The 23,441-nt window shown below is 66.3% G+C and carries 19 protein-coding genes; 11 read left to right on the top strand and 8 right to left on the bottom strand.

Annotation, left to right across the window (positions count from 1 at the left end; translation table 11 throughout):
- Positions 1-392 precede the first annotated feature (392 nt).
- Together PO768_RS15085 and PO768_RS15080 are read left to right on the top strand one after the other, a co-directional pair.
- A complete protein-coding gene (locus tag PO768_RS15085; RefSeq protein ID WP_272646708.1) occupies positions 393-4,532 on the top strand; it encodes an RHS repeat-associated core domain-containing protein in 4,140 nt (1,379 codons plus the stop codon).
- Complete coding sequence (locus tag PO768_RS15080) at positions 4,529-4,852, top strand: hypothetical protein (protein ID WP_272646707.1); 324 nt, start codon at positions 4,529-4,531, stop codon at positions 4,850-4,852. Before PO768_RS15085 ends, PO768_RS15080 begins: the two co-directional genes overlap by 4 nt.
- Before the next feature lie 102 nt (positions 4,853-4,954).
- On the opposite strand, the gene PO768_RS15075 is transcribed toward PO768_RS15080, so the two are convergent.
- On the bottom strand, positions 4,955-6,340 hold the full coding sequence (locus PO768_RS15075; protein ID WP_272646706.1) for a sensor histidine kinase: 1,386 nt from the start codon (positions 6,338-6,340) through the stop codon (positions 4,955-4,957).
- Complete coding sequence (locus PO768_RS15070) at positions 6,337-6,999, bottom strand: response regulator transcription factor (RefSeq protein ID WP_272646705.1); 663 nt, start codon at positions 6,997-6,999, stop codon at positions 6,337-6,339. Before PO768_RS15070 ends, PO768_RS15075 begins: the two co-directional genes overlap by 4 nt.
- Positions 7,000-7,103: 104 nt before the next feature.
- Here PO768_RS15070 and PO768_RS15065 point away from each other — a divergent pair, with 104 nt between their 5' ends.
- The 8 genes from PO768_RS15065 (at position 7,104) to PO768_RS15030 (ending at position 18,345) form a co-directional block, all read left to right on the top strand.
- Complete coding sequence (locus tag PO768_RS15065; RefSeq protein ID WP_442953237.1) at positions 7,104-7,946, top strand: chitinase; 843 nt, start codon at positions 7,104-7,106, stop codon at positions 7,944-7,946.
- Positions 7,947-8,003: 57 nt separating this feature from the next.
- Entirely contained in the window at positions 8,004-10,733 is a 2,730-nt protein-coding gene (locus PO768_RS15060) for a TonB-dependent receptor (protein WP_272646704.1), read from the top strand.
- Positions 10,734-10,923: 190 nt separating this feature from the next.
- The gene (locus PO768_RS15055; protein WP_272646703.1) at positions 10,924-13,101 is read left to right on the top strand and encodes a family 20 glycosylhydrolase; all 2,178 of its coding nucleotides are present in this window, start codon (positions 10,924-10,926) and stop codon (positions 13,099-13,101) included.
- Positions 13,098-14,321 (top strand): ABC transporter substrate-binding protein, encoded by a 1,224-nt coding sequence (locus PO768_RS15050; RefSeq protein WP_272646702.1) that lies wholly within the window; start codon positions 13,098-13,100, stop codon positions 14,319-14,321. Before PO768_RS15055 ends, PO768_RS15050 begins: the two co-directional genes overlap by 4 nt.
- A complete protein-coding gene (locus PO768_RS15045) occupies positions 14,321-15,256 on the top strand; it encodes a carbohydrate ABC transporter permease (protein ID WP_272646701.1) in 936 nt (311 codons plus the stop codon). Before PO768_RS15050 ends, PO768_RS15045 begins: the two co-directional genes overlap by 1 nt.
- Complete coding sequence (locus tag PO768_RS15040; RefSeq protein ID WP_272646700.1) at positions 15,249-16,064, top strand: carbohydrate ABC transporter permease; 816 nt, start codon at positions 15,249-15,251, stop codon at positions 16,062-16,064. The genes PO768_RS15045 and PO768_RS15040 overlap by 8 nt, the downstream gene beginning before the upstream one ends.
- Positions 16,065-16,072: 8 nt before the next feature.
- Positions 16,073-17,173, top strand: a complete 1,101-nt coding sequence (locus tag PO768_RS15035; protein WP_272646699.1) for an ABC transporter ATP-binding protein — start codon at positions 16,073-16,075, stop codon at positions 17,171-17,173.
- 11 nt (positions 17,174-17,184) lie between these two features.
- A complete protein-coding gene (locus PO768_RS15030) occupies positions 17,185-18,345 on the top strand; it encodes a lactonase family protein (protein WP_272646698.1) in 1,161 nt (386 codons plus the stop codon).
- Between the two features lie 12 nt (positions 18,346-18,357).
- Here PO768_RS15030 and PO768_RS15025 read toward each other — a convergent pair whose 3' ends face one another.
- The 4 genes from PO768_RS15025 to PO768_RS15010 all read right to left on the bottom strand — a co-directional run bounded on the left by PO768_RS15025 (position 18,358) and on the right by PO768_RS15010 (position 20,465).
- The gene (locus PO768_RS15025; protein WP_137944788.1) at positions 18,358-18,606 is read right to left on the bottom strand and encodes a GlsB/YeaQ/YmgE family stress response membrane protein; all 249 of its coding nucleotides are present in this window, start codon (positions 18,604-18,606) and stop codon (positions 18,358-18,360) included.
- A gap of 163 nt (positions 18,607-18,769) precedes the next feature.
- Positions 18,770-19,411 carry an HAD family hydrolase gene (locus tag PO768_RS15020; protein WP_272646697.1) on the bottom strand — a complete coding sequence of 214 codons (642 nt, stop codon included), beginning with the start codon at positions 19,409-19,411 and terminating at the stop codon, positions 18,770-18,772.
- 63 nt (positions 19,412-19,474) lie between these two features.
- Positions 19,475-19,909 carry a hypothetical protein gene (locus tag PO768_RS15015; RefSeq protein ID WP_272646696.1) on the bottom strand — a complete coding sequence of 145 codons (435 nt, stop codon included), beginning with the start codon at positions 19,907-19,909 and terminating at the stop codon, positions 19,475-19,477.
- Between the two features lie 52 nt (positions 19,910-19,961).
- Positions 19,962-20,465 (bottom strand): hypothetical protein, encoded by a 504-nt coding sequence (locus PO768_RS15010; RefSeq protein ID WP_262970312.1) that lies wholly within the window; start codon positions 20,463-20,465, stop codon positions 19,962-19,964.
- 167 nt (positions 20,466-20,632) lie between these two features.
- Here PO768_RS15010 and PO768_RS15005 point away from each other — a divergent pair, with 167 nt between their 5' ends.
- Positions 20,633-21,373, top strand: a complete 741-nt coding sequence (locus PO768_RS15005; protein ID WP_137944791.1) for a GntR family transcriptional regulator — start codon at positions 20,633-20,635, stop codon at positions 21,371-21,373.
- On the opposite strand, the gene PO768_RS15000 is transcribed toward PO768_RS15005, so the two are convergent.
- Both PO768_RS15000 and PO768_RS14995 read right to left on the bottom strand, forming a co-directional pair.
- Positions 21,317-22,738 carry an ATP-binding protein gene (locus tag PO768_RS15000; protein ID WP_272646695.1) on the bottom strand — a complete coding sequence of 474 codons (1,422 nt, stop codon included), beginning with the start codon at positions 22,736-22,738 and terminating at the stop codon, positions 21,317-21,319. The genes PO768_RS15005 and PO768_RS15000 overlap by 57 nt on opposite strands.
- A complete protein-coding gene (locus tag PO768_RS14995; protein ID WP_137944793.1) occupies positions 22,735-23,400 on the bottom strand; it encodes a response regulator transcription factor in 666 nt (221 codons plus the stop codon). Before PO768_RS14995 ends, PO768_RS15000 begins: the two co-directional genes overlap by 4 nt.
- Positions 23,401-23,441: the final 41 nt, after the last annotated feature.

Genomic DNA, 23,441 nt, shown 5'->3' with positions numbered 1-23,441 from the left:
GCTGAGTACCCCGCGCATCTCAGCCTCTCCGGGCTGTGGACTTACACCACGCGCCGGGACATCACCAAGGCGTGGGTCAAAGGCCGCTGCGTACCGTCCAGGCAAGATCTGACCCTAGTGGTGAATCTCGGGTTTTCCCGCTCACCCATCAGGGCGATTGGTGACCGTGCATCTCTCTGCCGACACTCGTGCCTCGTGCATTCCAGCCAGGCGAAAAGAAAGAAAGCACCAGGGCCTGCAGGGGGATGTGCTGAGGGGCAGACGAGCGGTGCAGGGCCGTTGTTGGCTCAGGCAATCCGTTCGGGAGAAGTCGAACGTGTCCTGCTGTAGCAGTTCCTTTTGCTGGGCCGACGACTCGCCGTCGGACTTCGTGATCACACAGGGAGGATGGAATGCGCGCAAGCTTGCTGAGGGAGTCTGTAGCAAAGGTTGGCTTGAAGGCCGGGTTACTGTTCGTGAGTGGTTTCTGCGGGTTGCAGTCGGCCGCCCAGACAGCGCTTCCGGTCACGGCAGTGGCTGCCAATGCTCAACTGGATAGGGTCGTGGTTCACGGGTCTCGAACGCGCCCGCCTTTGGCGGCAGGCATCATGTTCGTGGGATCGATAACCGACTACAACTTTGGCAGTGGGCAGTTACCCAGGTCAGAGCGTTATGACCCTCCCGTGGACCAGCAGGGCGCATTTGCCGATTGCGATGCGGCGGTTGGAAATCCGATCATCGTCACGAACGGAAACAAGGTTGATGCCGAGACTTTGTTCTCCACACCAGAGGAGATGGGGCTGAAGCTCGACTTGACCTACAACGGCAAGCTCAATCAGAGAGGGGTGTTCGGATACAACTGGATCACGAACTTCGACAAGAAACTCATCTTTCGGTTCGAGAACGATTACCAGTGCACGATGAGCCCGGGAAGTGGCAAATGTATGCAGATTGCTTCGGCGCGCCTGGTCCAGATATTCGCGCAGCGTCCGGATGGCTCTCGTGTCAACGTCTATACCTGGGGAGGTCAGGGCAATCCCTATGCGATGTACCAGATCGGTGGAAACTTCGAGACGGGCTGGACGCTTCGCGTGGACGGGGAGTACGAGGAGAAGTACTCCGGTGGCGGGATGATCGTGAAGGAGACCAGCCCGCAAGGCATCAGTTGGACCTACCAGTACGATGCGGGCGGCTCCTACCTCCAGAGCGTGACACACAGCAATGGACGAACCGTCGGATTCTCATGGTCGGGTGGATGGCTGTCTTCTGCGACCGACCCCGCAGGCGGCGTTTATTCGTTTTCCGATGTGAATCCCCAGGCCACACTGACCTACCCGGGTTCGCCCGCCTCGACTGTGACTTATCACTTCGATTACTCCAGTATCGCGACCGCGCAGAAAGTACTGGCAGGAAAGTCTTACAACGGGGTTCGGTACTCGACGTTCACCTACGACGCGGCCAAGCGAGCCAAGAGCGGTTCGCACGCTGGTGGTGTCAATAGTTACAACTTCGTGTACACCGCCAATGCCGATGGCGTCGTGTCGAAGGTGATTGAAACCAATCCGCTCGGTAAGAACACGACCTACACGGTTGCTGATGGGAAGATCGCGCAGGTCGAGGGGCATGCCAGCACACACTGCAGCGCAGGTACCAGTTCGCGAACCTACGACGCAAAGGGCCGCGTTGACCTGTCCACGGATAACAACGGCAACGTCGTGGATCGTGACTACAACTTTTTCGGCCAGTTGCTGAAGAAGACTGAGGCCAAGGGGACAACTGCCGAGCGAGTCACGCAGTACACCTGGGAGACCGCGCCCAAGAACCGGATACTCAAGGAGATCCGCGCAGGCCAGTGGGAGCGAACGTACAGCTACACGCCCAATGGGCGCTTGGCATCGGTCGTCGAGAAGAACCTCAGTGCAAACGGTGTTGCCAACCAGACCAGCACGACAACTTACGATTACACCTTCCATGCCAACGGCTTGGTCCAGACGATGATCGTGGACGGTCCGGTGGATCGGACCACGGCGACGTATACCGCCAAGGGTGAGTTGCAGTCTGTCAGCAATCGCCTCGGGCATGTCGTCACTTACTCTCAGTTCAACGGCCTGGGGCAACCCACACGCGAGGTGGGCGTTAACGGTCAAGTGCGGGAGTTTCAATACGACGCGCGTGGCCGCATCACGCGACTCAGGACCTATCCCAATGGGTCCGTGCCAGCTGACACGGTTTACGTTTATGGAGGCTCCGGCTTGCTGGATGCAGTGACTCTGCCTGATGGTGTCCAGCGGCGCTACCTGTACGACGCGGCCCGCCGACTGATGGGCGAGTACGAGGTGAATGGCTCGGGGCAGTTCCCGTACCGGCTGCTGAGCCGCGATCTCGCCTCGAACATCATCGAGGAGCGGACAGGAGTTTCTTCGGCAACGCCCACCTTGCAAACCACGGAGGGGCTGGTGAGCCGCAAGAATTTTGACTATGACGAGTTGAGCCGTGTGAGAGCGCTCCGCGGCAACAATGGTCAGGCGACCCGGTTTACCTACGACCTAAATGGTAATGTCATTGGTCGTAGCGATGCTGCGGGACGGAGCTCTTCGTCCGAGTTTGATGCTAGAGACCGCTTACGTCACTACACGGCGCCGGACGGTGGACTGACACGGTATGACTATGACCCTCAGGGGCACTTGGCCCATTTAGAGGACCCGCGCGGCCTGCGCACCAGCTATACCTACGACGGCCTCGGCAAAAGGCTTACCCAGATCAGCCCCGACACTGGTAAGACCAGTTACGCCTACGACAGTTTGGGGCGCTTGGAGTCAGAGACCCGCGCTGACGGCCGCGTCGTCAGCTATGGCTGGGACGCTCTGGGCCGCATGACTAGCCGGGCAAGCGGAGGGCTGAACGAGACCTTCGGCTATGACGCGGGCGCTTACGGCAAGGGTCGTCTGACCAGTGTCAGCAACGCCTCGGGCAGCACCAACTACGAATACAGTGCGGCGGGTGATTTGCTCAAGAAGACGGACCTCATTGCAGGCCAGAGCTTTGTCAGCAGTTGGACCTACGACTCGGTCGGCCGAATGACAGGCATGAGCTACCCCAGCGGCCTGAGCCTGGGCTATTACTACGATGGCCATGGCCGATTGAGCGAGGTCCGTGCGGCGCTGCCCGGGGGGCCTGATCGGTTGCTGGCCGACAAATTTCTCTATCAACCGGCCTCTGATCGTCGCTACGGCTGGCGATTCGGGAATGGCCAATCGTATTTGAAGACACTGGATCACGACGGACGTCTGACCCATCTGTCCGGCGGGTCGGCGCAGCAACTGGCTTACGGTTGGACCAACACCGACACCATTGAGCGGATACAAGACTCGATCTATACGGCCAACAGCGTGAACCTGGGCTACGACGCCAACGACCGTGTGACGACGACGCAGCGCAGCGCACGCAGCGAGAGTTTTGCATGGGATGACGTGGGCAATCGACTCAATCAGAACAGCAGCGAAACCGGGTATCAAAACCATCAGCTGGATGGGCAGAGCAACCGACTGCAGGCGGTGGGAGGCGCCCAATGGCGCAACTTCAGCTACGACGCCGTGGGCAATCTCACCGACGAAAGCCGCTGGGACGGAACGCGCAAGTACTGGTATGACGCCTTCAATCGCATGCATGCGTCCACGGTCAATGGCGCCTGGGCGGCGGACTACAGCAGCAACGCCCTGAATCAACGGGTCATGAAGAAGACGCGGCACAACACCACGCTTTATGTCTACGGGGTTGGCGGTGAGATGCTGGAGGAGACGGGGCCGACGCCGACCAGCTATATCTGGCTGGACGGCGCGCTGCTCGGGGTGGTGCGTGGCGGCCAGCTCTACACCGTGATGAACGACCACTTGGGCCGACCGCTGGAATTGCTGACACTGCCCGGAGCCCATACCCACTGGCGCGCCGAGGGCGACGCCTGGGACCGCCGGGTCAGGACGGACTCGGTCGGCGGGTTCAATATCGGATTCCCCGGCCAGTACCACGATGCCGAGACGGGGCTTTGGTACAACTGGCATCGGTACTATGACGGGCAGGTGGGGCGGTATACCCAATCTGACCCCATCGGGCTCGCAGGGGGCATCAATACCTACAGCTATGCACATAGCAACCCGGTGAGCTGGACCGACCCGATGGGATTGGACGTTTATCTGTGCTCGCAGCCTGCGTTCGGGATTTCGTGGAACCCAATTGACCACCAATGGCTGAAGACAGATTCGGCTGAGGCTGGCATGGGTGGTACAAGAGGGAACGTCCCTGGCAACGAAAGTGGCGACCGTCCCTTCGACCGGGTTCAAGTGACAGACCACACGGGAAGGAGCAAGGAGGCCGGCGCCTCATGCGGAAAGGTTCCCGATGTTGACGAGAAGAAGGTCAATGAAGCTTTGAGAATTGGCCGGCCGCTTGGCCTCTGGGGGCCGACTAACCAGTGCCAGTCCTTTGCACGGCAGACTCTTCGTGACGCATCCCTAGTCCCATTGCCGTCGCTGCCATACGGCGCACCGACCCGTTGAATATGAAATCATTTTGGTCTTTGCTTGCGCTTGTTCTTTTGATGGCGGTGACAGTCAGTTGCTCTAAGTCGAGTGCCAACTATGAAGCGCTGGTCAGCCGGAATATTCAATGCCCCGAAGATACGCATCTCGCCTACCTGCCGTGGGGCGAGTCGGGCTTGGAGGCGGTGTGCTTGCAGAAGCGAGGCCCTTCTGTAGTTGCCGAGCACGGTCGAATCAAAATCGAAGGGCAGTACTCGGGAGATAAGCAGGTGGGCGAGTGGCGTTGGTTTGACGAGTCAGGGACAGTCGTGCGCACGGAGCAAAAGGACGCACGTTAAGTGGCCGGCACGACCTTGCCGAGCGAGCGAGGGTTGCTTCGCTTCCTCATGCGGGGCTAGCAGCTTTCACTAGAAGGGCCCGAGGGAGCCACAGCGTATCGCCTAGGCCGCCGGGAAGCTCAGGCTGACGCACAGACCACGGCCATCGGGGCCATCGTCCATGCGCAGCTGCGCGCCATGCTGGGCCGCTGCGCGCTCGACGATGGCCAGGCCCAGGCCGCTACCGGGCTGCTCGCCGTCGTGCAGGCGGAAGAAGCGCTCGAACACCTTCTGGCGCAGCGCCACCGGGATGCCCGGGCCCTGGTCGCAGACCGACAGGCCCAGGCCGCCCTCGGGCTGTGGCGCCAGCCGCACCAGCACCTGGCTGCCGGGCGGCGAGTACTTGACGGCGTTGTCCACCAGGTTGTCGATCAGCGAGCCCATGTTCTCGCGGTTCATGCGGATCCGGCATTCCTCGGGCGCGCTCAGCTCCACCTCGATGCCGCGCCGCAGTGCCAGCTGGCTGGCCAGCACGATGCGGTCGCGCGTCAGCGTCACCAGGTCATGCTCGCGCATGTCCATCGCGTCCAGATCGGCGCCCGAGCGCGCCAGTGCCAGCAGTTGGTGCACCGTGTGGGTGGCGCGTTTGACGCCCTCGGTCAGGCGCTGTGCGGCCTCGGCCTGGCGCGCTGTCGCGGCGCTGCCCTCCAGTTGCTCGGCGTTCAGCTGTATCACCGCCAAGGGCGTCTTCAGCTCGTGAGCGGCGTCGAGCAGGAACTCGCGCTCGCGCTCCAGGCGCTGCTGCAGCCGGCTCATCAGCGCGTTGACCGAATTGACGACCGGCGCCAGCTCCACATAGGGCGAGCTGGGCAGCGGCGACAGGTCCTTGGCCGAGCGCTGCGAGATCTGCGCGCCGATGCGCCGCAGCGGCGCGAAGCCGCGCCGGAACAGCAACCAGACCGGCAGTACCAGCAGCGGCAGGCCGTAGAGCAGCGGGCGGGCGTAGTAGCTGAAGCCCTTGACGCTGAAATGCCAGTCGCCCGGCATCTCCTGCCAGCGCCGCACGGTCAGGCCCTGCTCGGGCGCGCTGGCCTCGGTGTAGAGCCAGAGCTTGTCGCTCTCCAGCCGCTCCAGCTGTGGCGGTGCGCGGTCCTTGGGGTCCGGGGGCGCGAGCTGCTGGCGCAGCTGGCCGTGCTGCCAGACCTGCACCACGCTGTGCGGCGTGCGATGGCCCTTCTGGCGCCATTCGGCATTGCGCAGCTCCTCCAGATCGCCCAGCGCGGCATTGATGGCGGCGGGGTCGTCGAGCTTGTCCTGCAGCTGGGCCCGCACCAGCTGGGCCCAGAGCTTGTTTTCGGCCTGGCCGTTGCGGCTTTGCAGCAGGCTGATGTCGGCCAGCTCGCGCACGATCAGCCCGGCCCAGGTCAGGAAGATCACCGCGAACACCGCGCCCATGGTGCGGTTGAACAGGGATCGGTGCGCCGGCGGCGGGGCGGTCTCGGCGCTCATGGCTTGCTCTCCACCAGAAAGCCGACGCCGCGCACGGTGCGGATATAGCCCTCGCCGAGCTTTTTGCGCAGGTTGAAGATGTGCACGTCCAGGCTGCGTCCGTCGGTATGGGTCAAGGCCTTGGCCTCCAGTTGTCTTCGGGTGATCACGCGATCCGGCAGCTTCAGTAGAGCCAGCAGGATGGCGAACTCGGTGCGCGAGAGATTGATGCGCTCCTCGGCGCGCGTCAACACCATGCGGTGCTCGTCCAGGGTCAGGTCCTTGAGCCGCCACTCATGCGGCAGATCAGTCGCCGCGCCGGCCGCACGACGGGTCACCGCGCGCAGCCGCGCCAGCAGCTCGGCGCTCGCAAAGGGCTTGACCAGATAGTCGTCGGCGCCGCCGTCGAGCCCGTCCAGCCGGTCCTCGATGCCGTCGCGGGCGGTGATCAGCAGGATGGGCAGCTTCTTGTCGATCTGGCGCAGCTGGCGCAACAGGCCCATGCCGTCGCCGTCGGGCAGGCCCAGGTCCAGCAGCACGGCGTCGAAGGCCTGCTCGCTGGTCCAGTAACGCGCATCCGAGGCACGGCGCACCCAGACCGCCTCGTGGCCGCTTTCCTGCAGCAGGGCTTGCAGCGAACGCCCGAGTTCGAGATCGTCTTCCACCAGGCATATCTTCATGACGGCGCACTGTAGCAACAGCGCCTTTAACACAGGCTTAACGCAGCCTTGAGGCTTCCTAAAACGAGCACTCGCGATAGTCCGGCCTCGAAGTCACGAGACGGATGTTCATGGAGGAGATGCTTGTGAAGATGCTGAACGGGGCGCTGGCCGCCCTGCTGCTGGCGGCCTGTGCCGCCTGCGTGGGCAGCGGCGGCGGTGCCGAGCCCGAACCCGAGCCAGGCATGGCCGCGCAGTTCCTGCCCAGCCGGGCGCAGTTCGACGCCCTGTTCCCCGACCGTCTGAGCTTCTACAGCTACGAGGGCTTTGTGCAGGCCGCCGCCAGCTATCCGGACTTCGCCGGCCGCGGCACGGACGAGGTGCGCCGGCGCGAGATGGCCGCCTTCCTGGCCAATATCGCCCACGAGTCCGACTTCCTGCGCGCGCTGCGCGAGTACAACCAGGCCAATCACAACAACTACTGCCGCCAGGGCCCCGGCGAGAGCTGCGCGCCCGGCCAGCAGTACTACGGGCGCGGCCCTATCCAGCTGAGCTGGANCTACTGCCGCCAGGGCCCCGGCGAGAGCTGCGCGCCCGGCCAGCAGTACTACGGGCGCGGCCCTATCCAGCTGAGCTGGAACTACCAGTATCTGGCCGCCGGCCAGGCCCTGGGCCTCGGCCGGGAACTCTGGGCCGACCCCGATCGTGTGGCGCGTGACGCCAAGATCGCCTGGCAGACGGCCATCTGGTACTGGATGACCAACAAGGGCCCCGGCTCGATGCCGGCCCACCGCGCCATCGTCGATGGCGCCGGCTTCGGCGAAGCGGTGCGCGCCATCAATGGCGCCATCGAGTGCGACAAGGGGCCCGACGCGCCGACCGCCCGCAACCTGGCCCGGCGTGTCGAGCTGTTCCGCGACTACAGCGCGCAGTTCAAGGTCGAGCCGGGCCAGGGGCTCGGCTGCTGAGGCTCGCGCGCGCCATCAAGCAAGCCACTAATCAATACCAACCCTGAAGGAGACGAGATGAGAAAGAAGAAGAGGGGGGCGCTGGCCCCGACACCGCGCCGCAGCGCCAGCAGTCTGGCGGTCAGTGGCCTGGTGCTGAGCCTTTGGTTGCCGACGGCCATGGCCGAGGACAAGGGCGAAGAAAAGCCCAAGGCCGCCGTCAACGAGCTGCCGCAGGTGACGGTAACCGCAACCCGCAGCAAGACCGCCCTGATGAAGACGCCGGTGGCCGTCACGGCCATCAGCAGCGACGACCTGCTACGCGACAACATCAAGGAAATCCGCAACCTCAGCGGCTACGTGCCCAATGTGCAGTTCGGCATGTCGCCGGCCGACTCCGGCGTGATGATGGCGATTCGCGGCGTCAGCTCCACCAACTTCACCGAGATCGGTGATCCCGCCGTGGCCGTGCATGTGGACGGCATCTACTCGCCCCGGGCCCAGGCCGCGCTGGCCCTGATGTTCGATCTGGACAGTGTCGAGGTCTTGCGAGGCGCCCAGGGCACCCTGTTCGGCAAGGGCTCTACGGCCGGCGTGATCAATATCCAGCCCGGCCGGCCCGACTTCAAGCGCGACTACGGCTGGACCTCGCTGCAGATGGGGGCCTACAACGCCCGCGAGCTGCGCACTGTCTACAACAAGTCACTGGGCGAAAAGTTCGCGTTGCGTGTGGCCTATATGCGCGAGATGCGCGACGGCTACATCACGCAGGAACGCGACATGACGGACCGCGGCTATCGCAAGTCCGACGGCAAGGGCGGCTTCGTCTCTACGCCCGATGGCAAGCCCGATGTGGACCAGCGCCTGAACCGAATGCTCAAGCCCAGCGAGTACTACTACAACGCCAACCAATGGGCCGGCCGACTGAGTGCGCGCTGGGCCATTTCGCCGAGCCTGGAATGGCAGGGCACGGTGGAGCGTTGGCGCAACAAGGGTGCGGGAGATGTGCAGCTGCGCGATTGCGAGATGGCGGCCGGCACCGCGCGCGCTTGCGGCCCCGAAGGCCAGTGGCATGCCAAGATCAATGTGCCCGGCATGGTCGACGTGACCATGGACAATTACCGCAACTTCCTGAACTGGAAGCTCAACGACACCATGGAGCTGCAGCTGCGCAACAGCTACTCGATCCAGAAGCGCTCCCAGCATCAGGACAACGACGGCGGCCTGCATGCGATCGAGTCCGAAGTGTTCAGGCTCAATGCGGCGGGTACCGCCTTGGAGGGAGGGATCCCGAACGTCACGGACCAGGCCACCTATGTCTTCGGCGCCCGCTACCGGACCGTCGTCAACGAGCTCCAGTTCAAGCAGGAGACCAAGAACTGGCGCTATGTGATGGGGGCTTTCCAGATGCACGAAAAGAACGCCATCGACCAGGGTCAGGACAATCTGGTGGTGCCCGGCTGGCCGGGCCTGGCCTATCCGGGCGCGCACTTCTGGAGCCAGTCCAACCGCCAGGTCAAGTCCAGGGCCCTGTTTGCCCAAGGCGACTTCAAGATCGCCCCGGCCTGGACCGGCACGGCTGGATTGCGCATCAGCCGTGATGGCCGTAGCGATGCCGGCGGTCTGTCCAGCGAGAACTACTCCGGGCAGCAGACCCCCTGGTACTACCGCGGCAAACACACCCCGCCGCCGATCTCGCAAGGCATGCCGCACAACGGCAACGACCTGAGCTTCGAGATGGGTCCCTTCGCCGGCCTCAAGGGTTACCCGGCGGTGCTGGCCGAGAACACCAAGAGCGAGACCTACAAGAACTCCAGTTATCGTCTGGGCCTGCAGTTCGACGCGGACAAGAACAATATGTTCTTTGCCTCGCTGGCCACGGCCTACCGGCCCGGCGGCTTCTCCGACCGCACCGACCGCTGCGGGGGGCCGAACGAGAAGTGCAGCTTCCCCGAGGATGAGGCCAAGCGCATCTATTTCCGCGAGTACCTGTCCGAGACCACCAAGAATTTCGAGCTGGGCTACAAGGGGCGCCTGCTGAACCGCAAGCTGGACCTGAGCGTGGTGCTGTTCAACACCGATTTCGAGAACATGCACTACACCAACACCACCCGCATCGGCGTGCGCAAGCGATCTGCCACCTACTGCGACTCCACGCAGGAGATCGGCACCACCGATTGCGTGGTGAATGGCTGGGTGACGCGCAATATCGGCAAGTCCAGTATTCGCGGCATGGAGTTGGAGTTCAAGGCCCTGCCCTGGCAGAACGGCCAGATCTGGGGCTATGTCTCGCTGCTGGATTCCAAGGTCAAGGAATGGGAAACCTATGACGACGACTGGCTGTGCGGCGTGCGTGCGGGCGGCGCGAATCCCTGCCCGGATCGGGTGCTCAACACGCCGGGGGTGGACAAGCAAGTCGTCGGTATCCGGCAGATCGACCTCAGGGGCAAGGCCCTGCCCAACTCGCCCAAGTACTCCTACGCGTTGAATTACTCGCATGACTTCGCCTTGGGTGACGACATGAGCTTGACGCCCACCTTGAGCTACCGCTGGCAGAGCCGCATGTACTTCACGCCGCGCAATCTGGACGACCCGCAATACGGTGCCTTCCAGAAGGCTTATGGCAATGTGAATGCCTCGGTCAAACTGGTTGGCAACAACGGCAAGTGGGATGTGGAGCTGTGGGGCACCAATCTGAGCAATAACGCGGTCAAGACCTGGATGGACCCGATCACGACCAGCCACGGCATTCGTGCCAGCTTTGCTCCCCCGCGCATGTACGGGGTGCGAGCCACCGTTCACTACTGAAGCCAAAGCCCTGGGAGGCGGTACCGGGTCGGCGTCGCCGGCCCGGTACCGCCTCGTATCTAAGCGTTCCTTAATTCAATGCTGAGCCACCTTGAAGGCAAGGCAGACGATAGTAGCGAGTGATGAATTTTTTCTCGGGGCCCTGCCTGCCCCCGGCCTGCTTTTGAACCGTCCCACACTCCTGACCCTGATGCCCTGGCCCAGGGAGCTGCGTTGGCTCGACCGTCTACTGGTCAGCGACAGCGACAGCGACAGCGGCCCGGAACTGCCGGCCACCCGTGCGACGCTGCGCCGCATCGCTGATTCCGGTGGCCTGACCCTGCTGCTCGACACCCCCGACGACGGCGCGCCGCCGCCGCCGCCGGGCATGGACGAGCGCTATCGCCTGGCGGTCCGCGAGAGCGGCATCGTGCTGCATGCGGCCACGGTGTTCGGCGCACTGCGCGGCCTGCAGACGCTGAGCCAGTTGCGTGCCGGGGATGGCAAGACCTGTCCCTGCGTCGAGATCATCGACGCACCGGCCTACCCCTGGCGCGGCCTCTTGATCGATGTGGTGCGGCGCTGGCTGCCGCTGGCGGTGCTCAAGCGCCAGCTCGACGGCATGGCCGCCGCCAAGCTCAATGTGCTGCACTGGCATCTGACCGACGACCAGGGCTGGCGCCTCGCGTCCGCGCGCTACCCGCGCCTGCAGAGCCATGCCGGCGGCGGGCAGTGCTACAGCCTGGAGGAGGCGCGCGAGCTGGTGGCCTATGCCAGCGAGCGCGGCATCCGCGTCGTGCCCGAGCTCGATGTGCCAGGCCACACGACGGCGCTGGCCGCCGCCTATCCCGAGCTGTTCAGCGCGCCGGGGCCTTACGAGATCGAGCGGGGCTTCGGTGTCTTCAAGCCCTGCCTCGATCCGCGCAAGCCCGAGGTCTACGAGTTCCTCGACCACATCCTGGCCGAGTGGGCCACGGTGTTCCCCGATCCCTTTGTGCATATCGGTGGCGACGAGGTCGAGGGCAGCCATTGGCAGGCGCTGGGCCTGGCGCCGCGCGCCGCCCAGGCCTTGTTCAATCGGCGGCTGCTGGAAATCCTGGCCCGCCACGGCAAGACCATGCTGGGCTGGGACGAACTCGGCGAGGACGAGGCGCTGCCGGCCGAGGTGATGCTGCAGTCCTGGCGCGGGCCCGACAGCCTGGCCCGGCTGGCGCGGCGCGGCCATGCGGTGCTGTTGTCGGCCGGTTTCTATTTGGACCAGCCCCATGCCAGCGCCTATCACTGGCGCCGATCCATCCTGCCGCCGGCCGCGCCGCAGCTGCGCTGCCGGGCCGGCGAGCTGGCACGCCATTGGCGTCTCCATCTGGACCTGGGTGTGCAGCAGCTGCGCGCCGAGCTGGCGCTGATCGAGGACAAGGCCGGCCAGTGGCGCGGCTGGATCGCCTTCGAGGGCCAGGCGCCGCTGGCCCTGCAGACCCTGGCCTGGCGTGGTGCCGAGCTGTGCTTTGGCCTCGACACCTGGATGGGTGAGCTCAGCGCGAGGCTGCACGAGGAAGCGTCGTCGGCTCGGCTGCAGGGTGTGATTCGTATTGCCAATGTGCTTTACCCGGCCGAGGGCGAGGCCCTGTATGCGCCGGACCAACCGAGCGCGGCGCCGGCGCCGCTGGATGAGGCGGCGCTCGCGCGGGTGCGCGGGGCCGAGGCGGCGCTGTGGAGCGAGCTGGTCGACGCCCACAACATCGATCTGCGCCTGTGGCCGCGCCTGTTCGCGGTGGCCGAGCGCTTCTGGTCGGCCGCGCCGCCGCCCGGCGAGGCGGCCATGCTGCAGCGCCTGGACGCGGTCTCGCAGTGGGCCGTGCGCGAGCTTGGCCTGCAGCACGAGGCCCAGCATCGCCAGGGTCTGCTGGCCTTGGTGGACGGCGACGAGCGCGCGCTGGCCGAGCTGCAGCGTCTGGTGTGCCTGATCGAGCCGGCCGGCTACTACGCCCGCCAGCACCGCAAAAAGCTCAGCGGACGCTACCACCTGGATGAGCCGTTGAACCGCCTGGCCGATGTGCTGCCGGCCGAGAACCGGCTGATGCAGGAGCTGGCGCGTGCGCCCGTCGATTTGGCGCGTTGGCGCGCGCTGCTGGCCGAAGACTGGGGCGGGCTGCCGGCCCTGTTGCGTGGCTACGCCGGTCTGGCGGCGCTGCTGCCGCTGGCCGAGCGCCTGCCCGGGCTGCGCGTGCTGGGCCTGGAGCTGCTGGATGCTGTCGAGCAGGGCCAGGTCTTGCCCGAGCCGCGGCGCCGCGCCGCCCAGCAAACGCTGGACGCCGCAGCGCCCATGGTCGACGAAGTGGTGCTGGCCCTGGTGCCGGCACTGGAGAGTCTGTTGGAGGCCTGTTCATGAGAGCAAGCCTGATGCTGCTGTGGCTGGGCCTGGCGCTGCCGGTGGCCGCCCAGCCGCTGGACCTGCTGCACTGGTGGACCTCGGGCAGCGAGGCCCAGACCCTGGCCGAAGTGCGCCAGACCGCGCGGGCGGCCGGGGTGGACTGGCTCGAGTCGCCGGTGGCCGGGGCCGGCAATGCCAATACCCTGCTGAAGACCCGCTTCCTGTCCGGCCATCCGCCGGCGCTGGCCCAGCTCGACAAGGCGGTCTGGGTTTGGGGCGAGGCCGTGCCGCTGGCCGACCTGACGGCGGTGGCCCGGTCCCAGCGCTGGGGCCAGGTCTTGCCGGCGGCGATCTATACCGAGCTGCTCTACCAGGACAAGGCGGTGGCCGTGCCCATCAATGTGCATCGCCTCAACAGCCTGTGGAGCAACACGACCCTGCTCAAGCGTCATGGCCTGGCCGTGCCGCGCACATGGCCCGAGTTCTTCGCGGCCGCCGAGGCGCTGCAGGCGGCCGGCGTGATTCCGCTGGCCATAGGCGGGACGGTGGGCCAGCAGTTCAGCGTGTTCGCCAATGTCGTGCTGGGGCAGGGAGGGCCGGCCTTCTTCCGCCAGGCCCTGGTCAAGGGTGACGCGGCGTTGCGGGGCGGGCCGCAGATGCTCGCGATGCTGCGCGACTTCAAGCGGGTCAAGCGCTATACCGATGCTGGCCAGGTCGGGCGTGACTGGGCCGTGGCCACCAGCCTGCTGATACAGGGCAGGGCCGCGATGCAGTTCACCGGCGACTGGGCCAATGGCGAGTTCCTGAAGGCCGGCTGGGTGGCCGGGCGCGACTATGAATGCACGGCCGCGCCGGGCCATGGCGATCTGCACTACTTCGAGTTCGATCGCATCCTGTTCTTCAAGCCGGCCAGCCCGGCCCAGGCCCTCCAGCAGGCGCGGCTGGCCGAGGCCCTGCTGCAGCCCGAGGCCTCGACCCGTTTTGCGCGCAGCAAGGGCGGCATCCCGGTGCGGGTCGATGCCGACCTGGCGGGCTTCAACGCCTGCGCCCAGCGCTCCTATGCCGACTTCAAGAAGAGCGGCGCCGACGGCCGCCTGACCCTGGCCCTGGGTGCCCAGCTGCCCGAGGCCACCCACGGCGCCTACCGCGATGTGGTGGCGGCCTTCTGGGCCAGTGATCGGATGACGGCCGAGCAGGCGCAGGCGCGCCTCGTGAAGGCGGCCCGAGTGGTCGATTGATGAAGATGAAGCAGTTCTTTCAACGCCACCTGCCGCCGTTGCTGATCGCGCCCTCGCTGATAGTCTGCCTGCTGTTCTTCTACGGCTTCATGGCCTGGACCGGCTGGATCTCTTTGACCCGCTCGGGCCTGCTGCCCAGCAATGACTTCGTCGGCTGGATGCAGTACCAGCGCCTGTTTGCCGATGAGCGCTGGTTGGGTGCGCTGGCCAATCTGGCCCGCTTCGCCGGCCTCTTCATCGCGATCCCCTTGGCTTTGGGCCTGCTGCTGGCGGTGCTGCTGGACCAGAAGCTGCGCGCAGAGGGGGCGCTGCGCCTGATCTATCTGCACCCGATGGCGCTATCGCTGATCGTCACCGGCACGGTCTGGCGCTGGCTGCTGGACCCCGAGCTGGGCCTGCCGCAAGGGGTGCGCCAGCTCGGCGAACCGTTCGGCCTGGGCGACTTCCGCTTCGACTGGCTGGCCGACGAGCAGATGGCGCTCTACACGCTGGTGATCGCGGCGGTCTGGCAGATCACCGGCTTTGTGATGGCGGTATTCCTGGCCGGCCTGCGCGGCGTGGACGACGCGGTGGTCAACGCCGCCCGGCTGGACGGCGCGCGCGGCTTCACGCTCTACCGCCGCATCCTGCTGCCGACCCTGGGCCCCAGCCTGTTCTCGGCCCTGCTGGTGCTGCTGCCGGCCTCGATCAAGAGTTTCGATCTGGTGGTGGCGCTGACCGATGGCGGGCCCGGCCACGCCAGCGAGCTGCCGGCCCTGTATCTGTTCCAGATGGCTGTCGAGCGCAGCCGCCTCGGCCGGGGCGCGGCCAGCGCGATGGTGATGATGAGGATGGTGTTGTCAATTGCACTGCCTTATGCCTATGCACGCGGCCGCGCGCATTCGGCCTCTGCGCGTGGCCGTGCCAGCACGCGCCAGGGGGCAGGTCATGCTTAAGCGCAGTCTGGCCTACGCGCTGGCGGCGCTGTTTGCGATCTACTTCATCCTGCCGCTGGCCTTCATGCTCCTGAACTCCTTCAAGAGCGCGGCCGAGCTGCAGCAGGGTGGTTTCCTGGGCTGGCCCCAGGTGCCGGGTCTTGAGGGCTGGCGCCAGGCCTGGGCCGCCCTGGGCGGCAGCTTCGGCAACAGCCTGCTGCTGGCCGTGCCGGTGGTGGCGGCGTCCAGCCTGCTGGCGGCGCTGAACGGCTTCATCCTGTGCAAGTTCCGCTTTCGTGGCAGCGAGGCGATCTTTCTGCTGCTGCTGGTGGCGCTGTTCCTGCCGATCAAGGTCTATCTGCTGCCGCTGGCCATCAGCCTGGCCAGGCTGGGCCTGGACAAGTCACTGGGCGTCTTGATCGCCATCCATGTGATCTACAGCCTGCCGCTGGCGCTGTTCTTCCGCAACCATTACCTGGGCTTCCCGGACGAGCTGCTGCGCGCCGCGCGCATCGACGGCGCCGGCTTCTGGGCCCTGTTCACCCGCATCGTGCTGCCGCTGTCCAAGCCGGTATTCGTCGTCGTCGTGATCCTGCAGTTCACGACGATCTGGAACGAATACCTGTTCGGCCTGGTCTTCACCGGCGACGGCGACCGGCCCATCACCGCCGCGCTGGCCCAGCTCGGTGCGGCCGGCGAGGGCGGGGTCAAGCAATACAACGTCGAGATGGCCGGCGCCCTGCTGGCGGCCCTGCCGACGCTGGCCGTCTACCTGCTGGCCGGCCGGCATTTCACCCGCGGCCTGGTGGCCGGTGCAGTCAAAGGTTGAGTACGAGAATGACCGGGCTTGCGATCAAGAATTTGAGCAAGGGCTTCGGTGCCCAGGCGGTGCTGAGGAATATAGAACTGGAGATTGCCGACGGCGAGTTCCTGATACTGGTCGGGCCTTCGGGCTGCGGCAAGTCCACGCTATTGAACCTGATTGCCGGGCTGGAGACGCCGGACGCCGGCGAGATCCATATCGGCGGCCGGCGTGTTGAACGCTTAAGCCCGCAGGACCGCGATATCGCGATGGTGTTCCAGAGCTATGCGCTCTACCCGAACATGACGGTGGCGCAGAACCTCGGCTTCGGCCTGGAGATGCGCAAGGTGCCCAGGTCCGAGCGCGAGGCCACGGTGGCGCGCGTGGCCGAGATGCTGCAGCTGCAGACCCTGCTGGCGCGCCGGCCCGGCCAGCTCTCGGGCGGCCAGCGCCAGCGCGTCGCGATGGGGCGGGCGCTGGCCCGCTCGCCCAAGGTCTTTCTGTTTGACGAGCCGCTGTCCAATCTCGATGCCAAGCTGCGGGTGGAGATGCGCGCCGAGATCAAGCTGCTGCAGCAGCGCCTGGGCACGACCTCCGTCTATGTCACCCACGACCAGGTCGAGGCCATGACCCTGGGCCAGAAGATCGCGGTGATGAAGGACGGCCAGATCCAGCAGTTCGGTACGCCGGCCGAGATCTATGCCCGCCCGGCCAATGTCTTCGTCGCCGGCTTCATGGGCGCGCCGGCCATCAACTGGTTGCGCGTGCGCGTCGATGTCGAGGACGGCACGCCCTTGCTGCGCCTGGCCGGCGCCGGCAGTCGCATGGGCCTGGCGCTCGCCAACCCTCGCCTGGCTGCCTGGGCCGGTCGCGAGCTGCTGCTGGGCCTGCGGCCCGAGCTGATCGTCAATGCCCAGGGCGAGGCGCCGCCGGACGGCCATCGCTTCGAGGCGGTGGTCGAGTTGGTCGAGCCCACCGGTGCCGACACGTATGTGATGCTCGCGCTGGATGGCCAGCGCCTGTGCTGCCGCATCCAGCCCAGCTGCGGGGCCATGACCGGCGCCCCGCTGACGCTGGACATCCTCCCCCACGAGTGCCTGCTGTTCGATCCGGACAGCGGCCTGCGGGTCGGCTAGGCTTGCTGACCATGATCAATCGTCGCCGCACCCTGTTGCTGACTCTAGCCGCCCTGCCGATGACCGCTGCCGCCACTTCCTTCCCGAACCCGGCGCTGACCGTCTATATCGGCGGCTATGCCCCCAAATCCCGAGGCATCCATCGCTTTCGCCTCGACTCGGTCAGCGGCGCGCTGACGCCACAAGACCTGACCCCCAATGAACTGAGCCCCAGCTGGCTGGCGCTGGACGCCGGCCGCCGGGTGCTTTACAGCGCCAATGAGAGTGGCGCCTCGGTCGGTGCCTATGCGCTGGCGGCGGACGGCGCGCTGCGCCCGCTGGGCACGGCAGCCTCGGGCGGGGCCGGCCCGGTGCATCTGAGCCTGCATCCGGCGGGCCGCCATCTTTTCGTCGCCAACTATGGCGGGGCCACGGTGGCCGTGCTGCCGCTGCTGGATGATGGCCGGCCGGGCCCGGCCCTCGAGGTGCGGCCTACCGCCTTCGCGCCGGAGTTGCGGCCCGGGCCGCAGCGCGCCGCGCGCGCCCCTGAGGGCAGTTTTGCGATCAGCGGCCACGACGCCGCCCATGCCCATATGGCGGCCAGCGATCCCAGCGGACGCTTCGTGATCGCCTGCGATCTGGGCCTGGACCTGCTGATCGTCTGGCGCTTCGACGCCGCCACCGGCCGCCTGAGCGCGCCCCAGGCCACACCGGTCTCGTCGGGTGCCGGGCCGCGTCACTTTGTCTTTCATCCGCAGCGCCCCGAGCTGGTCTATGTGCTCAACGAGGAAGCCTCGAGCTTGAGCTGGCTGCGTCTCGATGCGGCCGCGGGCCGGCTTGTGCCGCTGGGCGAGATCAGCGCATTGCCGGCCGGCTTCAAGGGCACCAGCTTCGCGTCCGGCCTGCTCGCTTCGCCAGATGGACGCCAGCTCTACAGCCTGAACCGCCTGCACGACAGCATCGCGATCTTCGATCTGCTGGCCGATGGCGCACCGCGCCTGCGCGGCCTGGAATGGACGCGCGGCAGCTATCCGCGCAGCGCCGCGCTGGATGGGAGCGGCCGCTGGCTGCTGGTCTGCAACCAGAACAGCGACCATGTGGCGGTGTTCGAGCGCAGCAGCGTTGACGGCGGGCTGCGCTTTGCCGAGCAGTACGGGGCGGTGGGCAGTCCGGCGGCAGTGGTGTTTGGCTGAGCTCGCAGCCGCTCAGCCCTTCTTCTTGATCGCGCCCCAGACGAGCAGCAGCACGACGGCACCGAGCACCGAGGCGATGAAGCCCGCGCCCTGGCCGGCGGTATACCAGCCCAGCGCCTGACCCAGATAGGTGGCGGCCAAGGCGCCGCCAATGCCGATCAGCGTGGTCACGATGAAGCCGGCCGAGTCGTCACCCGGCTTGACGGCACGCGCCACCAGCCCCGCAAGAAACCCGATCAAGATGGTCCAGACGATGCCCATGGCTGCTCTTCTTTCCTTCGAGGGTTGAGGCCGGACGGTATCGCGCGGCGGGATCATGATAGCGGCGCTGTCGGTGCGTGGCGGCTGCCCGGATGCGGGGGATGAAAACCCGAGGGGGTCAGGGCTTGCTGGCGAGGCTTGACCGAGCTTTCCTTGTCGGTGGCTATGAAGCAATCGTGGGCAGTCCGACAGACTGCATGAACGTCCTCAGACTTGCTGCCGAGACGAAGTGGTGGGATCGAATGCCCATGGCATTGGCGGCTGCGACGTTCGACGCTGTGTCGTCGATGAACACGGCATGTTGAGGTGGTGTGTTTGTCGCCGCAAGCGCATGCATGAAGATCTCCGGACTTGGTTTGGCGACACCGATGTCGCTCGAGTTGATGACGAAGTCCAGATGCTCGGTCAGACCTAGGGCTGCGAGGTCGCGCGGCAGACGATCGGTGGCGTTGGTGATCAAGCCGACCGAGCAGTGCTCCCGCGAGACCATGACCATGTTCAGTACATCAAGGCTGACGGTTCCGACCGGCTTTGACCATGCGGTCACGGCGGCGTCAGCCCGACTGCTGGGATGGGAGGCAGCAAGTCGTCGTGCCACTTCAGCTCGCCACGCTTCATCGGTGATCCGGCCTGTGATGACCTGAGTGAGGAGATCCGAGGCAAACGCGGCTCTTGTGATCGAACCAACGGGCAACTGGTGCGCGTCCTCCAGATCCGAGTAGCCGCTGGGCCAGAGTCGAAGGACGCCGTCGAGATCAATGAATAGGGTGGCTGGACACACGGCGGTACTTTTCAGTCTAGACAAGATGGTTTCATCCGTGACGCCGGGCGGGCATGACGAGCGAAAGTCAATCTAACACCATGCCGATCAACCGCCACGCTCCTCAATGATCGGTCCATCGGTGCAGTAGGCGACGAGCACTTCGTGCGCTGTGACAAGTTCCAGTTCGTGCAATGAGTCGAGACCGGCAGGCATGGCGGCTAGCTTTACGGTGCCGCGTGATTCACTGCGGCACGAGGAGGTTGTCGGCAAATCGGGTCCGGTCTCGACCGCTAAAGGCTCAGTTCGAAGGCCTGATCCGCCGGCATCCGCTGACACTTCCATCGGCACGACTTTCGTCGTCACCAGGGAGTGTTCTATGAGCGTGGGCAATATCTTCGACAAGACCCAGCCGTGAGTCCTTGGATAGCTCTTGCCGTTGACACACATGCGCCATGGCAGGGTCTGATCGCCGGTGGGGATGAAGGCCCGGACGAGCTTGCCGCCCAGATACTGTTCAATGATGCATTCGCTGTTCTTCATTCGCGTGTCTGAATTCAAGCCTTGAGCCTCGAGCGGGTCCAACAACGAGCGGTCACTTGAGCTTGGTGTCCTCGCGCTTTGCTTCCGCCATCGCCTCCGGTTCGAGTTCCTCGGCGTAGCGGTTCATGCGGATGAAGAAGCCCCAGCCCGCCAGCAGCACGCCGGCCGAGAGCACGATGGCGGCGGCGTACAGCATGTGCGCGGGGTCTTCGTGCGCGGCCTTGAAGGTGGCCACCAGACCCTCGATCGCCAACGCCACGACCACGACGACGAGAAACCTCGACAGGAAACGCCGCACGCGGGTCGGCCCGCTGATGTGGGCGTCGCGCACGACCTCTTCCTCGGCAATGGTCTGCGCAATCTGCAGGGCCACCACGGCGGCGGCCAGCAGGCCGACCGCTTCAATGATCTGCAGCGCGGCCCCGCGGTCCAGCCCGCCCTCGAAGGCCAGCCAGCCGACCTTGGCGGCAATCAGGGTGAGCATCAGAGCGGCGCAGGCAAAGAGGATCGCCATCAGGCCGTGGATGATGGGAAACGCGCGCAGCAGGGTTTTCATCGTCTGACCATGAGCAAGAATTGCAGGCGGAGGCTGCCACGCGCCTCGGAAGGCATCGGCAGGCGTCCTCGGATTGTTGCCGCAGATCGGTGCGCCGCAGGACCTTAATCCACTCTTAAAGCAATCTTGAGCCGGGCTGAAAGCCCGGCTGCGACAGTGGCGCCACCATGTCGCAGACGCTTGAAATCGAATCCCCCGCCGACTCGGCGCCGCTCTATATGCGCCTGATGCAGCAGTTGCTGGACGAGGTGCGGCAGGGCCGCTGGCAGACCGGCCTGCCCTCCGAGCGCAAGCTCTCGGACCGGCTGGCGGTGTCGCGGCACACGGCGCGGCGGGCCCTGGATCTGCTGTGCCAGCGCGGCATGCTGGAGCGCCGGCGGGGCTCGGGCACCTATCTGACCCAGCCGCTGGTGGACGCGGCGGCCCAGGCTCCGGCGCTGCAGCCGGTGCTGAGCCCGGCCGGTACCGGCCTGCCGCGCCACTGGCTGGTGCGCGAGGCCGACGCGGCCACGCCAGAGGAGTTGTTCGCGCTGGGCCTGTCGCCGCAGACGCCGGTGGCGCGGCTGCAGTGGCGCGAGGCGGCCGCCGCAACCGGTGCCGCAGCGGACCCGGGCTGGGCGGGACTGGAGAGCCGTTGCCTGGCCCTGCATCTGCTGCCCCGGCCGCAGCAGTTTGACGGCCGGCTGGAAGACTGGCTGGCCGAGCAAGGCCTGAGCCCGACGCGCGAGCTGCAGCGCCTGCGCGCCTGCAATGCGACGCCCGAGCAGGCGCGGCTGCTGGGACTGGCGCCGGGCGTCGCGCTGCTGCACATCACCCGCCAGAGCTATGGGCCGCGCGGCCAGGCCCTGGTGCTAAGCCACAGTTACCGGCTTGCGGACCAGGCCGGCCTGGTGATGGAGCTGCGCTGATGCAGGGCTCGGTGCGAACTCCAGCGTGACGCCCAGACCGCGGCCGCCCAGGCCGGGGCCTAGGCTGATGGCCGCGCGGTGGCGCGCCGCCACCTGCTCGACGATGGCCAGGCCCAGGCCGCTGCCGGGCTGGTCTTGGCCGGGCAGGCGGTAGAAGCGCTCGAACACCTTGGCGTGCAGGGCCGGCGGTATGCCCGGCCCGTCGTCGCTGACGCTGAGCCGCCAGCCCGCGGCCTCGCTGCCGTCCAGGCGCAGCAGCACCTGGGCGGCGCCGTACTTGATCGCGTTGTCGATCAGGTTGTCGAGCAGCGAGGCCATGCCCTCGCGGGCCAGCTGCAGCCAGGCCTCGTCCGGCCCCTGCAGCTCCAGCTCGACGCCGTGGCGATGCGCCAGCGGCGCCAGCAGTGCCAGCCGGTCGCGCAGCAGTGCGGCGAGATCCTGGCGGCTCAGCGCATTGCCCTCGGTCTCGGACTCGGCGCCGGAGCGCATCAGCGACAGCAGCTGATGCACCGTGTGCGTGATGCGCTGCACGCCCTCGTGCAAGCCCTCGCGGGCCTGGGCGGCGGCCGGCGCGGCACGCAGCAGGCGGTCGGCATTGACCTCGATGACGGCCAGCGGGGTCTTCAGCTCATGGGCCGCGTCCACAAGAAACTCGCGCTCGCGCGACAGGCGGCGCGAGAGCCGCGCCATCAGCCGGTTCACCGCATCGACCACCGGGGCCAGCTCGGCATAGGGCGTGTCGGGCAGCGGTGCCAGATCCTTGGCGTCGCGGCGCTCGATCTGGCGGCCAATGGCGCGCAAGGGCCGCAGGCCCTGGCGCAGGATCAGCCAGGCCGGCAGCAGCAGCAGCGGCAGGCTCATCAGCAGCGGGCGGGTGTAGTGCACCATGCCGGCATTGCTGAAATGCCAGGTGCCCGGCCGCTCCTGCCAGCGCCGGATCACCACGCGATCATCATCGCTGCGCACCTGGACATAGCTCCAGCCACGGTCGGGCGGCAGCGTGGGCGGCGGGGTCAGCTCGGCCGGCTGCACGCTGCGCAGCGGCGGGCTGCAGGCATAGACCTGGCGGCCATCGACCCACATCTGCAGATGGATCCATGGCGCGCTATAGCCCAGCGTCCACCAGTATTGGTGGCGCAGCTGCTCCTGGGTTTCTATGGCCTGGGCCAGTTGCTGGGGCCGGTCGCGCAGCGACTCGGCCAGCAGCAGCAGGCCGCGGGCGCGGCTGTCGTTCTCGGCCTTGGAGTAGCGCTGCTGCAGCACCTTGACCTCGTAGACCTCGAAGGCAATCAGCAGGCACCAGGCCAGCAGCAGCACCAGCGCAAATCCGGTCAGCATGCGCCCCAGCAGGGTGCGGCGCTTCATGGGCCGCTCTCGACCACGAAGCCGATGCCGCGCACGGTGCGCACATAGCCTTCGCCCAACTTTTTGCGCAGATTGAAGATGTGCACGTCCAGCGCCTGACCCTCGCTGTGCGGCAGCGCGCGGGCCTCCAGCTCGCGCCGGGTCAGCACCCGGTCGGGGTAGCGCATCAGGGTCTGCAGCAGCATGAACTCGGTGCGCGACAGATGCACGGTCTCGCCGGCGCGGGTCAGCATCATGCGGCCTTCGTCGAGCACCAAGTCCTTGCAGGCCCAGCGGCTGCCGGCGTCGCCGTCGCTCCAGCGCCCGGCGCGGCGCGCCACCGCGCGCAGCCGGGCCAGCAGCTCGGGGATCACAAAGGGCTTGATCACATAGTCGTCGGCGCCCATGTCCAGGCCGTTGAGCCGGTCCTCGACGCCATCGCGCGCGGTGATCACCAGGATGGGCACCTGCTTGCCCTGCGCGCGCAGCCGCCGCAGCAGCTCGAGCCCGTCACCGTCGGGCAGGCCCAGGTCCAGCAGCAGTGCGTCGAAGGGCTCGTCCTGCACCCAGTGCCGGGCATCGACGCTGCGCCGAACCCATACCACTTCGTGACCGGATTCCTGCAGCGCGGCCTGCAGGGCGCGCCCCAGCGCCAGATCATCCTCGACCAGACATACCCTCATGCCAACAATGTAGCCGAAGCCTCTTAAGGCGCCATTAAGGC

This window comes from Paucibacter sp. XJ19-41 (assembly GCF_028462495.1).
Classification (GTDB): Bacteria; Pseudomonadota; Gammaproteobacteria; order Burkholderiales; family Burkholderiaceae_C; genus Roseateles_E.
Note: the sequence above shows the minus strand (reverse complement) of the source record. Positions and strands in the feature narration are given on the sequence as shown.